Below are 16,979 nucleotides of genomic sequence, written 5' to 3' on the forward strand. Positions count from 1 at the left end.
GAATTTAATAATATTTCAATGTAATTATTTTGCTCATACAGTTGATTTGCTTATCCCTCGTCGGATTAACAGGCTCTATAAGACTTTCCGCAATGTTACTTCCAGCATTTTCTTCAAAATTTGAAAATGCGCCCTATATAGCAATAGAACTTGACGGTATTATATAGCAGAATTATAATAGTATGTAAGGAGGTGTGTGGTTTGGCATACAAGGTACTGATAGTTGATGATGAGTATCTAATTCGTCAAGGACTTTCAGAAGGAATACCCTGGAGTGAAATCGGATTTGAGGTATCCGGTACTGCTGCAAACGGCAGGGAAGCTCTTGCTCATATCAGAGAAACTGTTCCAAATGTCATAATTACAGACGTGAAAATGCCTGTTATAGACGGTATAGAGCTAAGCAGAATAGTTAAGCAGGAATATCCTGATATTAAAACTATAATTTTAAGCGGCTATGGAGAGTTCGAATATGCTCAAAAGGCTATTGAATACAATGTATGCTCCTACATCTTAAAACCTTTGAATGAAGAGGATTTAATAAAGCTTTTTAAGAACATATACAATGAACTGGAAATCCAAAGTAAAATTAAGAGTAAAATGAAGGAAAGTGGGTCGGCATCAGGTAATTTCTTTAACGGCCGCAGGGATGAAATTATAGATTACGTTTTTATGAAGCTTATCAGCAGGGATTTTGAAGAAGAGGGTCAGTATGAGAAAGATCTCATGAGTGTTGGATTTAATACTAGAAATAAATATTTTTACATAGCCGCTTTTAACTGCAGCAATATTAGTAAAAATAATGGAAAAAAAATATCTTCTGAAGAATTATTTCAATTATCAAGTAAATATTGCAAGCAGTTAGGTTATCAGGTTTTGTATCTGAATAGGGTTTTTTACGTAGTAGCACATTGTGAAAATAAAATTCTGCGGAGAGACCAGGAATATTTTGCAATGGGGATTAAAAACCATATTGAAAATACACTAAACTCAGAATATAACGGCAATTATGTTATAAGTATCGGCATAGGAAGGGTATGCAAGGAACTTTTAAATTTACGGGATTCTGCTAACGAAGCTGGTATTGCATTAAATTACAAGTATTATAGCGGCGAAGGAAATATAATTTTTTATGATGAAATTAGACTTAATCAAAATGTAAGTATAAATAAAAGCCAGATAGAAGCTGTTACTAAAGAACTTATTGCCGGAATTCTAAACGATAATGATGGACTTTTAGTTCCTTTGCTTAAAAAGCTGTTTTTGCATATTTCATCATTAAACTTGCTGGATATTAATAAATTATGTATAAAGTGTACACAAATATATTTATCAATAGTTGAGGAAATAAAAAAAGAGTACATTTTTATAACGGCTTTAACAGAAGAAGAATTTTTTAATAGGATTGCCAAATATGAAACCTTTAAGGATATGACCGAAGAATTTAAATGGGTTGTTCTTGATTTGAAGAAACAAATAAAATACTACAATCAAACCAGCGACAGACACCAGTTCATATTAAAAATTAAAAAACATATCAATGAAAATTACCATAATAATTTAACTCTGGATAAACTATCCCGTGACTTTTTTATAAATCCCTCATATTTAAGCAAGATTTTTAAAGATGAAACAGGAGAAAACCTATCAGATTACATATTGGGTGTACGCATGAAAAATGCCGAAAGGCTTCTTAAAACCTCTAATGCAAAGATACAGGAAGTATCAAAGCAGGTTGGATATGAAGATTACAGGTATTTCTGTACAGTTTTTAAAAAAGTCATGGGTGTGACACCTCTCCAGTATAGAATTAAGTCAACTTAAGCCGGGAGATGGAAATGAAAGTTAAATTAATTGGCAGTAAGAGCTTCAAAATGCATTATAAGGACGTAATTCTTGTTACGTCTATCCTTCTAGCTGCTATTTTCCTGATATCAGTAGCAATACACTCGTATTACAACACAGTAGGGTATATTAATAATAAACTGGATAGCATTAATATTAGTATAATAGAACAGACAGCAAACATAATTGAGAACAATTTAAGTCAAATAAGGAAAATAGCTGAATATATTGCAACCGATGAAATACTGATAAGTTATATTGAACAGTATGAATCCGGCTCTCCCGGAAATAAACCACTATTACTGAGAAATATTGTCTCGAGAACAGGTATTATGAAGCAATTCAACAAGTATATCTATAATATAGTTATTGTTACGAATAGCAGTATTATGGCACCAGGTGTGGATCTGGGAGTATATGACCTGAATTATGAAGCCATCAAACAGTCGGATTATATGGAGTACATAAAAAAGACTTTATGTGGTGAAGCTGCGTTCGTTCCTCCTTTTGAGAATAGCCTAACGGAGAATTTAAATTATAAGTTCGAATATATACGGTATAAGTATAATTTTGCCAGTATAATTAAAAAAGATGAAAAAGAGTATGGTTGTGTTTTCATACTGTTAAAGCCTGAGATATTTAGGGAACTTTTGAGTCCTAATACTTTTTTGATAAACCAAAAAAAGGAAGTTGTTGCTGTTGGTGCGGGTTTAACTGATGAGCAAATAAATCCGGTAGTCCAAAATTGTATACTAAATACAGGTAATAAAACGATATGTAATGAAACAGACAGCTATAAAATGTACCTGAAGAATCTCGAGTCTGTAAAGATGAATATTGCATATATTCAGAGGAATTCATATTTTATTAAAGATATTAAAGAGTATAGGTTCTACCTGCTTGTTACTTTAGTTCTTATCATTCTACTGGCGGTTATTATGTCGAGAATAATTTCTACAAAAATTATATCACCCTTACAGCAGCTTACAAACAGTGTTAAAAGTTATGTTTATGGAAGTAATGTAAAACTATATAAAAAGAACATTAAAGAAGCGAAACCCGGTTTATCCTTAAGGGAGAGTATACTGGTGTATCTAATTGGAGTAGTAATAGTACCCGTAAGTATCTATTTGGTTATTTCATATTATGTAAGTTATAATATTATTGAATCATACATTATCAATTCATATTCCAATGTTTTTAACCAGGCAGTTGAGAATATTAATTATTTTATTGATACTAAAGAAAAGATTATAAAAAATATCGCTTTCAATCTTACTGTGCAGAAATTACTGAGTGGGAAAACTTCTGAGGGAGATATATCTAAAATAGTTGACAGGGCGCTTAAACTGGGGAATGGAAGAGATGATGTATTTATTTACACAAGTACTAAAGATATTTTCTTTACAAATTCAAATGTCAACTCAAATACTACAGTTAAAAAGGAAATGCTGGAGGAAAGCCAGAATAAAAGAATAATTACAACGTGGGTTGATACTGTAAAAGATGAATACGGGAGAACGTTATTTAATCTGTTGATAAAGGTTAACAGCCTTGAAGAGTTTAATAATATAGGATTTATTCAATATCAGATTGGGGAATTTGAACTGGAAAATATATATAAGAACATAATAAAAGATAATACAAGCATTTTTATAGTAAACAAAAATGGACAGATTATTTCACATCCGGCTAAGAATATGATCTTAACAAGCCTTGAAGAAGAGAATATTGCTTTTGAAACAGAGAATTACGGAAGAGACAGGAACAAGCTTATTTTTATGAAAGAAATCAGAAATACTCCATGGTATCTAGTAGGCCAATACTCCTTTGACTTGCTTAATATTGACAAGCGCACTTTAATATATGAAAAAATTTATATTTTTGCATTATTCTTACTTTTAACTATTATTATTGCATTCATATTCGCATTTGGCCTGACCAGGTCGCTTGACAGGATAAATAAGCTGATTAAAAAAATGAGGATAGACAAATTCAATGTTGAATTTCCCCATAATACTATATTCAGCGAGATAAATGAATTAGGACAAGCTTTCAATGAAATGGTTGCTAGAAACGAGCAGCTTATTTACCAGCTTCTTAACTCAACTAAAAAACAGGCTGAACTGGAAAGCAAAAAAAAGAAATCGGAGCTTACTGCTTTACAGTTTCAGATAAATCCACATTTTCTTTATAATACTTTTGAAAGTATAAACTGGCTCATTAAACGCGACTGTAAAAAGGAAGCGATAAGTATGGTAAAATCCTTAAGTCAGTTTCTAAGGCATGTTGCTAGGTCAGACGACCCTATAGTTTTAATATCTGAGGAAATACAACATGCAAAACATTACATAAATATAATGAAAATAAGATATGGTGACCAGATAGATTTTATATGGGACATTGATGAAAAACTGATGTCCTCAAAGACCATAAGGCTGACACTGCAGCCGGTAATCGAAAATGCAATATATCATGGTATTCGTCCCAAGCAGAGTGAAGGGATTATAGAAATTAGCTGCAGAACGGATGAAAGTGGAGAGGTTATTATATTTTCGGTAACAGATAACGGTATTGGAATTCCGGAAAATATTCTTCAAAAGATTATTGAGGAAATAAACACTGATGAAGCCGGGGGGAGTATAGGGCTTCACAATATTCAGAGCAGAATAAAGCTATATTTTGGTGAAGAGTATGGTATAAGCATTTTCAGTAAGGAAAGTGAGGGTACAACAGTAGAAATCAGGATCCCAAACACACAAAAAAAATAAACAATACAAAAAAAATTAAACATTTTTATCTTCTGTATAATGTTAAAATAAAACTAGAGTTGGCTATAAATCTATGATAGCAATATAAATCTGTGATCTCGAAAATGTTATTTAGATAGAAACAGTCTTTTGAAAAAGGAGGAATATCTTCTGGAGAATGTAAATTGTAGAATTTATTCGAGTAGAATTTATTCGAGTGGAGAATCTGATTATTTTGTAGGTAAAAGAGGAAGACTAAAAAGGTACTTGGTTTGTTCTATGCAAGGGTATTTTCCAGTGCTTGTAAAGACAGGTCCGCAATCTCTTGCTGTTATTTACAGGACAGGGGGGACGCATGTAAGTATATCTGCTACACTTGCTGTATCAACATCTAGTGATGGAGGGAAAAGCTGGTCTGACCCTGTTGAAATATACCCAAGATGGGAAGATGTGAGGAATCCTGCGTTTGGCGTTAATAGCAGAGGTGAACTTGTTGCTGCATTCTGGAAAGGCAAGCAGTGCTATGAAGTAGCTGATGGGGAAGCCAAAGGCTTTAGTATAAAGTATGCGAAAAAAGGGGATTTTACATTCACAACAATTAGTTCTGACGGTGGTAAGACATGGAGTAAACCAACACCATTAAACATTGAAAATCTCAGGCTAATTTCTCCTTACGGTAGAATTATAACAGCCCCTGATGGTACTCTTCTGATGAGCGTATATGGGGTTCCTGCAGGTGATGATGAAGCAAAAGATAATGTGGTATACCTTATAAGAAGCAGAGACGGTGGAAGGACTTGGGGGAATGAATCCGTTGTTGCCCATGACTACAACGAAACCTCTTTTGCGTTTATGCCTGACGGGACTCTGATAGCTGCCGCCAGAAACTGGAGCAAGGGTCAGTTTGTTTCCATACTTTTTAGTAAGGATATGGGGTATACCTGGAGTGAACCAAAACAGGTGACGCGAAATTCAGAGCATCCTGCTGATTTGACGCTGCTTCAGAGCGGAAAGCTTCTTCTTACATTTGGAAGAAGGGTAAGGCCTATGGGATGTGGAGCCTTAATCAGTGAAGACGGGGGTAAGACCTGGAGGCATGACAAGGAAATTTTACTTGCAGGAGATGGTATAGAAAATGGTGACCTTGGATATCCTTCAACAGTACAACTTGATGACGGGACTATAGTTACTGTTTTATATTATGCGAGCGGTTCGGAAATGGCGAAAGGGACTTGTGGATGGGGAGATGTATCCTGCCAGGCCATACATTATAGAGAAGAAGATATTGCTTTTTAGCTCATATAATGATCATATAATGATCATATAATGATCAGATAATGATCAGATAATGATCAGATAATGATATAATGCCGATTTGTTTATTGCTTTGCTCTTGAGTATAAATGTTAAATGGGGGGAAGAAAACGATTGCCGGAAACCACCAATATAAGCAACCTATATAGCAAAAGAAAATTTCAAAAGACCCTACTGCTTATGTATAAGCATAGATATTATTATCTGCTCTTGCTTCCTGTTATTGCTTATTTTATTATATTTCATTATATCCCTATGTATGGGGTAACCCTTGCATTTAAAGATTTTAATATGAGGCTTGGGATTTTGAAGAGTCCATGGGCAGGTTTAAGTTATTTTCAAAGGTTGTTTGGAAGTAATAAGTTTTGGGAGGTATGTATAAATACACTCGTAATAAGTACTATGAAGCTTGCTTTTTGTTTTCCGGCACCGATAATACTGGCACTGCTTATAAACGAGATAAGAAATCCGAAGTTTAAAAAAATTGTTCAGACTGTATCATACATGCCGCATTTCATATCATGGGTAGTACTCGCAGGAATAATTATTGAACTGCTGTCTCCCAGCAGAGGTGCAGTAAATTATATTGTTACATTTTTTGGTGGCAAACCTATATATTTTCTTACAGAACCCTCCATGTTCAGATGGATTGTTGTTATAACTGCCATGTGGCAGAGTGTCGGGTGGGGAACAATAATTTATCTAGCGGCAATAGCAGGAATAGATATAACCCAATATGAGGCAGCTTATATTGATGGTGCCAACAGGTTCCAGATTATAAGAAGAATAGTGCTCCCGTCAATACTTCCTGTTATATCAATAGTATTTATCTTGAATCTGGGAGGAATTTTAAACGCTGGGTTTGACCAAATATTCAACCTTTATAACCCAATGGTATACAAGACAGGTGATATAATTGATACCTATGTTTACAGGGTGGGGCTTGTAGATATGGAATACAGTTTTTCAACAGCAGTGAATCTTTTCAAAAATGTTATTGGACTTATACTTGTTCTTTCTACTAATTTTGTGGTAAGAAGAATTGGTGATGGTGAAAATGCATTATGGTAGGAGGTGCATGGGTGTACAGACCTAAAAGAACTAGATGTGATATAATATTTGATGTATGTTTATACTTTTTAATGGTAATACTGCTTGTAATATTCCTGTATCCTATATGGGATACTATTGTCGTATCCTTGTCAAGTCCTAAATTTGTAAAAAAATTGGGGTTCCGTTTACTCCCTGATGATTTTACTTTAGCTTCCTATAAGGAAGTATTTAAAGACGATATTATTGCTATAGGGTATATGAATACACTAATAAGAGTGATAATTGGTACTACTTTGACGGTTCTTATCACATACTGTGGAGGGTATGCTCTTACCAAAAAGAGTTTACCATTCAGAAGGACGATTTTGCTTTTCATACTGTTTACCATGTTTTTTAGCGGCGGTTTAATACCATCGTATCTACTGATGAAAAAGCTTGGATTAATTGGGTCCCGGTGGGCTTTGATTCTGCCAATGACTACATCAGCATGGAATCTGATTATTGCAAGGAATTTTATTAAGACAATTCCTGAATCACTTGAGGAATCGGCATTTATTGATGGTGCCCATCCGTTAATAGTAGTGTTCAGAATAATGATGCCGCTGTCAATGCCTATAATTGCAGTCCTGGCACTGTGGTCGGCAGTTGGACACTGGAATTCCTGGTTTGATGCGCTGATATATGTAAGGTCTAGAGATAAAATGGTACTTCAGCTTGTATTAAGGAAAATACTTATCGACCAGGATGAAGAATTAATGAAAGGCGGGGCACTGGTTTTTATGCAGGATGATACATCTCCTGAAACTGTTAAAGCAGCTACTATTATAGTGTCTATAGCACCAATTATATGTTTCTATCCATTCCTTCAGAAATATTTTGTCAAAGGTGTATTGATAGGTTCAGTAAAAGGTTGATAAGGTAAATGCGGCATAAAAAATAAAATGCTAAAACCCGCCTCTTTTAAGGGTTTCAGTATTTTACAAATAATTAAAAAAATATAAAAATAGGAGGTATTTGTATGGGTATGAACTGTATTAATAGGGGTATTTTAAAGGTATTTGTACTTATCCTGATTGCAGTGATGGTATTTACCTTGGGCTTCACAGGATGTATCAAGAGTGATACTTCCGGCCAAACTGTAGAGGATACTAAATCTACCGGTAGCACAAAATTTGATAAGAAACTAAAAATCACATGGATTGTCTACAACCAGTTTGACAACCCTGTCAAGGAAGGCACGGAAACTCAGAAATTAATAGAGGAAAGGTTTAACGTAGAGCTGGATATTCCGGAACTTGATGTTCACAGTGAAGACCAGTGGACTGTTTTCTGGGCTTCAGGGAACACTGCAGACCGGATCCAGTCAAACAACATGAGCAAATACTTCAAAAAATTTGCAGATCAGGGCATCTTAAGGCCTATTACCAAGGACATGCTTTATAAGAATGCTCCAAACTGGATGAAAGCTGTAGAATCTTTGATTGACCCTAAGGTTTTCATGCCCCAGATTACGTATAAAGGCCAGGTTTGGGCAATCCCGTATACAAATATGGCACAAGCCAAGGTGAGCTTTGTTACGGCTGCAAGAAAGAGCTATATGGATAAGGTTGGGATTACTAAGCCTCCGGAAACACTGGATGAGTATTATAACTTGATTTATAAATTTACCAAGGATGACCCGGATGGAAACGGCAAAAACGATACTTACGGACTTCACTACCAGTTTGGATATGTATGGGGTACATTTGGTATTTACCCGCATTCCTGGTATGATATTAACGGTAAGGTAACTTATACAAGTACTACTGAAGAGTATAAGGAGGCTTTAAAGCTATTAAACAAGTGGTATAAAGAAGGACTCATAGACCCTGAATTTGTTACTGATAAAAGAGATATACAAAGGGCTAAATGGGCTGAAGGCAAGCTTGGAATGCTCGAAGACCATCCCTGGTGGTTTGCATCTTCAACACCAAACAACGTAAGCGCAATGGTGCTTGATAAATATCCGGGGGAGGAACTGGTATTTTTCCCGGCCGTCAAAGGTCCTAACGGTAAATCCGCTTCATACGCATACTATCCGAATGTTGTCAACAACGCTATATACTTTGGGGCTGAAACCAGTGATGAAAAAGTAGAAAGAATCATGGCTATAGAAGACGCAATTGCAGCGGATAGAGACCTGTATGTAAGACTATGGTTTGGTGAAAAAGGAAAAACATATGAAGTGAATGAGGATGGGATTATTATACCCAATAAAGACCTGTTAACAAAAGAAAAGATATCAGAGCTTGGCTTAATGCAGACATTTGCTCTTAAGCCGACTACTGAAGAAGACTTCAAGAAGGAGACGCTTAAGTCAGACATGCCGCCGTATGAAACTGCATTCAAAAATAATCGGATATACAGCGGTATTGTATTCCCGGTAGACGGAATTAACAAGGCTTATAACGAGAAGTCAGCGGACATAAGCTCAATATCGCAGGAATTCTATTTTAATGCCATTACCGGAAAGATTGACATTGATGCAGAATGGGATGCATACATTAAGAAATTGAATGATGCAGGACTGCAGGAAATCCTGAAAGGATTTGAAGAAATTATAGTCAGATAGATATATATGAGTCCTTTTAAAAAGCTGGGATTCCCGGTTGTTCCGCGGATTCCAGCTTTTTTTTGTAAATAATAGAGTATTTACCTACTAGGATATATTTCCGCATTACTGTCATTTCACGGTGATCCACCTGGAAACGGGAGGAAGATTATCAACTTGTACTGTCAATACGGCAATACCTGGCTTATGGCCGGACTGTATGACAGCCATACATCTGCCGCGGAAAATTCTACGGCTGTTACCCTTATAGGATTCATTGGAGGTAAGGTCACCATTATCAACCCCTGCAATGAAAGCAGGCCCTGTTACTAAAAATTTGGCCATCGGCTCCGCAAATGGGACTTTATTTCCTTCTTTGTCTAACAAGGCGACAACTGCATGTATTACGTCATGACCGTCTGCACGAAGCTCCTGTTTATCAATATCAAGCTGTATTTTGGCAGGAGAACCTGCAGTGCGTAGTTCACAGATAGCAGCCATTTTTCCATTAACATAGCATTCTGCCTTGAGGATGCCAGGTTCATAGGGTATGAAAAACATGGCTATCCTGTCTGCGGTTTCCTTAGGGGAAACTTCGCCAAAATATTTACCATTCAAATACATTCGGACTTTATCACAGTTTGTAAATGCAGCTACACGCATCATATCTCCTTCACGTCCATCGAAATTCCAGTGGTCGGCGAGCTTGGGAAATCCCCAAAAAACAGGCTCCATGTCATGCCTAACAGTTTCATCCATCACGCACACATATATAAACGGATTATCATTTCCAACCCAAAGAGACTTTAGATGGTACCCACGTGGTTTGATGATGCCACAGGTATCAATGGGACATGCAGCCCATCCTTTGCTTGGGAAGGGTCTTGCCTCACCAAGATAATCTATCCCTGCCCAGATGAAACCGCCAGCAACCCATGGACGGTCTTCTACATCAAGCCACGCTGGACGCGCCATATAGCGTTCGCCTGTTTCCCCGGTTGAGCGGTAATAAGGGACAATCTCACTGCCGATAATTGCTTTACGCAGTCCAAGTTTGCGGTAGTCATCATACCATTCTTCCTGGTAATTCAGCATGGCTACATCGACAAGTTTCAAAAATTCCATTACATATTTAACCATCTGTTCGCGAGTATACTCTCCACTGGACCCAGGTATAGCGTAGGGCATTAGTGCGCAACTGATAGGACGCGAAGGATCCTTTTTACGTGCATAATTAACAAGCATTTCCATAGTACGTAGAGTTATTTGCTCTGTTGGATCTTCACAACGATTGACTTCATTACCGACCGACCAGACAATAACGCAAGGGTGGTTATAATCCCTATCCATCATAGAATCAATGTCCTGTTTCCACCATTCTTCAAAAAACTTGTAATAATAACCGGATTTCCAGTGCCACTTGTCAAATGCCTCATCGATCACGAGAAAACCAAGTTTATCACAGAGGTTTAAAAGCTCGGGAGCAGGAGGGTTATGGCTTGTCCGAATGGCATTACATCCTAATTCCTTTAAGGTTTTCAGCCTTCTTTCCCACATGGCAGGTGATGGAACAGCAGCACCAACACAACCACAGTCATGATGCAGATTGACGCCTTTAAGCTTAAGATTTCTGCCATTAAGCCAAAAACCCGTATCACCATCAAATTTAAAATATCGTATACCAAATTTTTCTTCAGTTAAATCGATTTCCTTCTCATCTTTTACCAGTATGGCTTGGAGCGTGTAGAGGTTGGGAGAATCAATATCCCAAAGTATTGCATTTTCTATCAAAATATCAAGGTTTACAACAGTATGAGAATTTGATTCCACACTAAATTGAGTCTTTTCACAAGCAACCACACATCCGCTTGGGGCTTTGATTAAAAATTTAGCTGTACCGTTGACTGAAGACATTCCGGCATTGAATATTTTTGCTTCTATATGTACTTTTGCTGTTTTAGATTCAAGGACAGTAGAAGAAATATGAACTCCCCAAGGTATCATATGAAGTTTGGGGGTAATAATAAGGCTGACATGGCGGTAGATACCGGCCCCGGAATACCATCTGCAGGCCACAGGCTCAGAATTATCAACCTTTACGGCGATAACATTTTCTTCCCCGAAATTCAGATAAGGGGTTAAATCATAGAAATAGCTGGCATAACCATAGGGTCGTGTCCCAAGCAAATGCCCATTAATCCAGCAGGATGCGCACCTCTGGATACCTTCAAATAAAATCCTTACAATTTTTCCATCCCACTCTTGAGGGACATGAAGTTTCAATCTGTACCAGCCGACGTGCCATCTGGGCATATAGCCCTGACTTGAGCCTGAAGGCGTTTCTGCATCAAAAGGCTGCTCGATCTGCCAATCATGCGGAAGGTCAAGTTTCCTCCATGTGCTGTCATCAAAACAAGGATTTTCAGCGCCGGCAACATCTCCTAAATTAAAACGCCAATTGTTGTCAATAGGAATTATGTTTCTTAAAAAACCCATCGATTCTTCACTCCTATTTAGATTTTGAATTTTTATTAATGTGATTTATTTCGGCTTCATTGTAAAATCATCCTGATTTATATATATTTTTTATATATATAATAATATAACATAGTTACAATTAGGATTAAATTCGTTTTTAAAAAATTTTTTGCTTTATATTATATCCTTTATTTTTATCTTTTGGGTAAAGAATTTAAAATATATTATTGTTATTTTAATTGAATAAGTTTATAATTAATACAATAATAAAACCAAGAAAACGGAGGGAAAATTTAACATGGCAGAATCAAAGATTACAATCAAAGGAATTCCGCAGAAAAAACCCCAGATAGTTGCTAAAGAAGGTGTTATATTAATTTTTAAAATAATTCCGGGCAAAACCCAAATAAGTGGTATGCCGGCTTATGAATCATATTGCAGAGTTTCTATAAATAAAAATTTATGGAAAAAGGTTTCAAAAGAAATAAAAGAGACAACCTACTATATACTCGAAGGTGTACCCAAAGCAAATGTGAATCCAAAAGGAATGCCTTTCATATCAGTATTATGCTCTGACATTAAGGTTGTAAACGGTCTTGTGGAGGATGAAAAAAATCCGGGTTCTTTTAAGTTCCCCGGCAGTCTTCCGGAAGATACTGATGAGGTCATCCCTATTTCATCTATAAGGATACCTGAAAATCTAAAAGAACCTAAAACCGCAAAAAAGAAGGCACTAGACTATTTTAAAAAACATGGGACTTTCAAGAGTCCTGTTGTTGTTAAAAAGGATACTATGACTCTCGTCTCAGGTTATGCAAACTATTTAATAGCTAAAGACTTGAACATTGAAATGGTGCCTGTGTCGTATAACCTTTTAACAGGAGCTAAATCTAAAGATGAGATAAAAATAAAAAATATAAAATGGTATATGCTTGAAGAGGTTACGGAAATCAATGTGAAAGACATTATATTAACAGAGGATATCCATCTTAATGTTCAAAATTTTATATTCAGTATTAATTTAAAAGAAATAGCTAAAACAATGGAAATAACTACTCCAATTGCCGTAAGACCTTTAGAGGGAGGAAAATATAGTCTAGTTATTGGTGCTGCAAGGTATTTTGCTGCCAAAATACTTGATATAGAAAAAATACCTGCAGTAATAACTGACATGTCACATGACGAATTTATGGGAGCTAGACTTTTGCGGTACCATAAAGTTGGAGGTAACAATAAAGCAAGGGCTCCAAAAGGGATTGAAGGTGAAACTCCTATTTCGTTAATAAAAGTTCCTGAATCCTTTTTAAAGACAAAGCCTAACCCTGCAAAGGTAAAAGAGACCATTGAGTATTATAGAAAACATGGCAAATTTGACAAACCGGTGGTTATTAGGGGGGATAATAATCTTTTGGTTGATGGATATAAAAGATATATCGCTGCAAAGGAAATGAACCTTACTTCTGTATGGACGGTAAAGTTGAAGTAAATGTTTGATGACAATTCAAATATAAGTTGCCACCCCAGTATTAAATCAGTTTTTACTCTAATATTAAATCACCAAAGAACTCGGGTCTATGAAAATCCGGGGATTCTACTTTAATGGGATTCCAGCAGCCGAAATGGGGAAATTTTGTTTCGTCACCGCATTTATAAAAATTCCCTTCAAGTCTGTAGCCTGGCCTGATGTTCAACTTACCAAAGTATCTTTCTATAAAGGTAAAGGGTATGGAATATTCCACAGCCCAAAATTTATTCTGTGATTCGCTATTATTGTAACTTTCGACTATATCTTTGGTTACTGATGTAGAAATTCCAAATATTTCAAAAGGGTTATCGAGTATTATTCTTTCCCTATCATACCTGTTATCACCTAATCCTAATAAAAGAGTACCTATAGAATTCATTTCAAAGTTAAAATACCTGCTGTCGGAATCAGGCTTTGGTTTTATGAAAAACTCAACACAACTATCTTTATATACATCATCATTCATGTTATGGTATGTAATTTTAATTTCATTCTCCCATGATTTGAAGAAAATATGGAAATGAGTATCTGTATAAAACAGCTTTGCTTCTGTTTTCGGCCTGTAACCGTTATTATCCCACGGGAAATTATCAATGTTTATTACCGGTACATTTTTCCAAGCTTCCTGTAAAGGTTTTACTTGAAGGTTTATCTTTTTAACTGTATATATTTTTTTCATAATCAACAACTCCTTATTGTTTCCCTTGTTCAGTGAGGGATTTCAGGATTTCCGCTTAAATCCCTTAGGCCAAGCAAATTTACTTATACTGCTACTTGTGCTATTATCTTATCATATTATATATTATACTTATTATTATACATATGCAAGAGGTATATAGACCTGGGGGCGCATTTTCTTCATAAAAATAAAATGCGCCCGTTTTAATTTCCCCCCTTGTATTATAAAAAGCAATATGGTAAAATAACTTGTCAAAGAAATCCTTGCTCTGTACTCCGGTTACAGGGCCGTTTAGTCCGGGAGGAGGTGAATATCGGAATGGCAAGAGATTATGAAGCGCTTTATATTATTAATTCTCAGCTTGAAGAGGAAACAATAAAGGGGATTGTAGAAAAATTTAAGAACCTTGTTGAAACTTCGGCACAGTTGAAAAATATTGATGAATGGGGTAAGAGAAAGCTGGCCTATCCTATTAACAAGTTGAATGAAGGATATTATGTGCTCATAGAATTCAGTGCTGACCCAGGTTTTCCACAAGAACTTGAGAGAATATTCAAGATTACTGACGGAGTAATTAAGTATTTAATTGTAAAAAAAGAATAGACAATACAAAAATTGGTAAATATTTATATAGGGTGATATTTTATGAATAAAGCTATATTGATGGGGAGACTTACCAGGGACCCCGAATTAAGGTACACAAGTAATACTAACACGGCTGTATGTAATTTCACACTAGCGGTAGACCGGAGGTTTTCAAGGCAGGGTGAAGAAAAACAGACAGACTTTATACCTATTGTTGTCTGGGGGAAGACGGCTGAATTTTGCAGCAGGTATTTCCAAAAAGGACAACAGGTAGCAGTAGTTGGAAGAATTCAGACCAGGACATGGGATGATAATGAGGGTAAAAGGCATTATGTAACTGAAGTGATTGCCGAGGAAGCATATTTTGCCGATAGCAAACGTGATGAAAGCAGTATGCATCGTCCTGCCGATAATATGATGGATGGCAGTGGCCAGGAAAGTAATGCCGAGCTAGCCAAGGAAGACGGTTTTTACCAGATAGAAGATAATGATGATCTGCCCTTCTAGCGGTAAGTAACCGGATCTTTTGGGGAAGCCCGATGGTTATTTCGGATATTTTCGGACAGATGATTTTCTGTTGGAGTTTTTCGGATAAGCGGGCTTTAAGAAGCATGTTGTCGTCAAGATAAAGATAACCTCGGTAGGCCACAGGCAATGAAGGCAGGCTATGATTTGAATAATTAGCTGATTGATTCGATTGAAAGGAGGTTTATAGGATATGCCGGGTCAGAAGAAAGAAAAAAGCAGCGGAAAAGAAAATTATGATAAGGCCGATGCTAAAGGCGGTTATAAGGTAAGAAGACAAAGAAAAAAAGTATGTGTTTTTTGTGTTGAAAAAGTTGAAAATATAGATTATAAAGATATTGCAAGATTGAAAAAGTTTATCTCTGAGAGGGGTAAAATCCTTCCAAGAAGGGTTTCCGGGAATTGTGCAAAACATCAACGGCAACTTACCAGGGAGATAAAACGTGCAAGGCACATCGCATTATTGCCATATATAGCTGATTAGTTTATAATGATGTAATAGATGAATTAGGGGAATATAGTACAAAATAATGAGCCGGTATTATACTTCATAGCAAGTTTATAAAGGATGACCGGCTTATTTTATCTAAAACTTATGACTACTGGTGGACCAACACAAAAGTATTGAATAATTTATTGAATAATTTTATGATTTATGAGGTGGGCGGCAGGTATTATGCGAAAAATAGGATTTTTAGGGCCAAAAGGGACATTTTCCCAGGAAGCGGTGAAAACTTACCTTGACATTTTAGGGCGGGAAACTGAAGTTGAAGAGTATAAAGAATGTGATTACAGTACAATACGTGATATGCTTGTTGAGGTTGAGAAAGGTGAGATAGAAGAGGCTTTGGTACCTTTAGAGAACTCTTTAGAAGGTGCTGTAAGTGAAACTTTGGATATGATGGCAACTGAAGTAAATTTAAAAATTAAGGCAGAAATAATTATTGCAATAAGGCAGAACCTTTTAATTAAAAAAGAAAGCTGCCCGGAAAACATTAAATACATCATTTCCCATCCTCAGCCTATTGGCCAGTGCAGAAAATATATTTCTAATAATTTCCATAAAGCAGAGATTAAACTTGTTTACAGTACGGCAGGAGCTGCAGAGATGGTAGCTGCAGGAGAAGGCGATTCGGCAGCTATAGGGTCTGCAATTGCTGCAGAAGCTTATGGTCTGGATATTTATGCACGAGATATTCAAGATGGTGAAAATAATTTTACGAGGTTTGCAGTTGTATCTAAATGTGACAGCCAAAGGACAGGTTTTGATAAGACCTCAATAGTGTTTTCCACTGAGGATAAACCGGGAAGTTTATACAGGATCCTTGACATTTTTAATTTATGGGATATAAATATGACCAGGATTGAATCCAGACCGGCTAAAAAACAGCTTGGAAGTTATATTTTTTTTGTTGATATAGAAGGGCACAGGGATGACGATGATGTACGTGACGCTTTAACTATGGTAAAAAGGAAAACATCATTTTATAAATTTTTAGGTTCTTATCCTAAATATGGGTTGTACCGGGCTATACATCCCTAACAATGTTGAAAAGTGGTCGAATAATAAAACAGTAGATTAAAATACAAGTAAGTAGGCGGATATTGTAGGTAAACAGCCGTTGATATAGAGAA

At 36.2% G+C, this 16,979-nt stretch carries 13 protein-coding genes; 11 read left to right on the forward strand and 2 right to left on the reverse strand.

Annotated features, from left to right (window positions below):
- Positions 1-201 precede the first annotated feature (201 nt).
- The 6 genes from HPY74_04980 (at position 202) to HPY74_05005 (ending at position 9,573) form a co-directional block, all read left to right on the forward strand.
- Positions 202-1,824 (forward strand): response regulator transcription factor, encoded by a 1,623-nt coding sequence (locus tag HPY74_04980; protein ID NSW90033.1) that lies wholly within the window; start codon positions 202-204, stop codon positions 1,822-1,824.
- A gap of 14 nt (positions 1,825-1,838) precedes the next feature.
- Positions 1,839-4,616 (forward strand): sensor histidine kinase, encoded by a 2,778-nt coding sequence (locus HPY74_04985; protein ID NSW90034.1) that lies wholly within the window; start codon positions 1,839-1,841, stop codon positions 4,614-4,616.
- Between the two features lie 276 nt (positions 4,617-4,892).
- Positions 4,893-5,891, forward strand: a complete 999-nt coding sequence (locus HPY74_04990; protein ID NSW90035.1) for an exo-alpha-sialidase — start codon at positions 4,893-4,895, stop codon at positions 5,889-5,891.
- 114 nt (positions 5,892-6,005) lie between these two features.
- Positions 6,006-6,980, forward strand: coding sequence for a sugar ABC transporter permease (locus HPY74_04995; GenBank protein NSW90036.1), 975 nt, complete (start codon positions 6,006-6,008; stop codon positions 6,978-6,980).
- Between the two features lie 11 nt (positions 6,981-6,991).
- Positions 6,992-7,876 (forward strand): carbohydrate ABC transporter permease, encoded by an 885-nt coding sequence (locus tag HPY74_05000; protein ID NSW90037.1) that lies wholly within the window; start codon positions 6,992-6,994, stop codon positions 7,874-7,876.
- A 104-nt stretch (positions 7,877-7,980) separates the two neighbouring features.
- Positions 7,981-9,573, forward strand: a complete 1,593-nt coding sequence (locus HPY74_05005; protein NSW90038.1) for a hypothetical protein — start codon at positions 7,981-7,983, stop codon at positions 9,571-9,573.
- A gap of 111 nt (positions 9,574-9,684) precedes the next feature.
- On the opposite strand, the gene HPY74_05010 is transcribed toward HPY74_05005, so the two are convergent.
- Entirely contained in the window at positions 9,685-12,048 is a 2,364-nt protein-coding gene (locus HPY74_05010) for a glycoside hydrolase family 2 protein (protein ID NSW90039.1), read from the reverse strand.
- Between the two features lie 280 nt (positions 12,049-12,328).
- Here HPY74_05010 and HPY74_05015 point away from each other — a divergent pair, with 280 nt between their 5' ends.
- Positions 12,329-13,516: a ParB N-terminal domain-containing protein gene (locus tag HPY74_05015; protein ID NSW90040.1), complete on the forward strand. Its 1,188-nt coding sequence runs from the start codon at positions 12,329-12,331 to the stop codon at positions 13,514-13,516.
- A gap of 52 nt (positions 13,517-13,568) precedes the next feature.
- On the opposite strand, the gene HPY74_05020 is transcribed toward HPY74_05015, so the two are convergent.
- Complete coding sequence (locus tag HPY74_05020) at positions 13,569-14,234, reverse strand: carbohydrate-binding family 9-like protein (protein ID NSW90041.1); 666 nt, start codon at positions 14,232-14,234, stop codon at positions 13,569-13,571.
- Positions 14,235-14,552: 318 nt separating this feature from the next.
- Here HPY74_05020 and HPY74_05025 point away from each other — a divergent pair, with 318 nt between their 5' ends.
- The 4 genes from HPY74_05025 to pheA all read left to right on the forward strand — a co-directional run bounded on the left by HPY74_05025 (position 14,553) and on the right by pheA (position 16,887).
- On the forward strand, positions 14,553-14,837 hold the full coding sequence (locus HPY74_05025; GenBank protein ID NSW90042.1) for a 30S ribosomal protein S6: 285 nt from the start codon (positions 14,553-14,555) through the stop codon (positions 14,835-14,837).
- A 42-nt stretch (positions 14,838-14,879) separates the two neighbouring features.
- Positions 14,880-15,326, forward strand: a complete 447-nt coding sequence (locus tag HPY74_05030) for a single-stranded DNA-binding protein (GenBank protein ID NSW90043.1) — start codon at positions 14,880-14,882, stop codon at positions 15,324-15,326.
- Between the two features lie 211 nt (positions 15,327-15,537).
- Positions 15,538-15,828 (forward strand): 30S ribosomal protein S18, encoded by a 291-nt coding sequence (locus HPY74_05035; protein NSW90044.1) that lies wholly within the window; start codon positions 15,538-15,540, stop codon positions 15,826-15,828.
- Between the two features lie 192 nt (positions 15,829-16,020).
- On the forward strand, positions 16,021-16,887 hold the full coding sequence (gene pheA / locus HPY74_05040) for a prephenate dehydratase (protein NSW90045.1): 867 nt from the start codon (positions 16,021-16,023) through the stop codon (positions 16,885-16,887).
- Positions 16,888-16,979: the final 92 nt, after the last annotated feature.

This window comes from Bacillota bacterium (assembly GCA_013314855.1).
Classification (GTDB): domain Bacteria; phylum Bacillota; class Clostridia; order Acetivibrionales; family DUMC01; genus Ch48.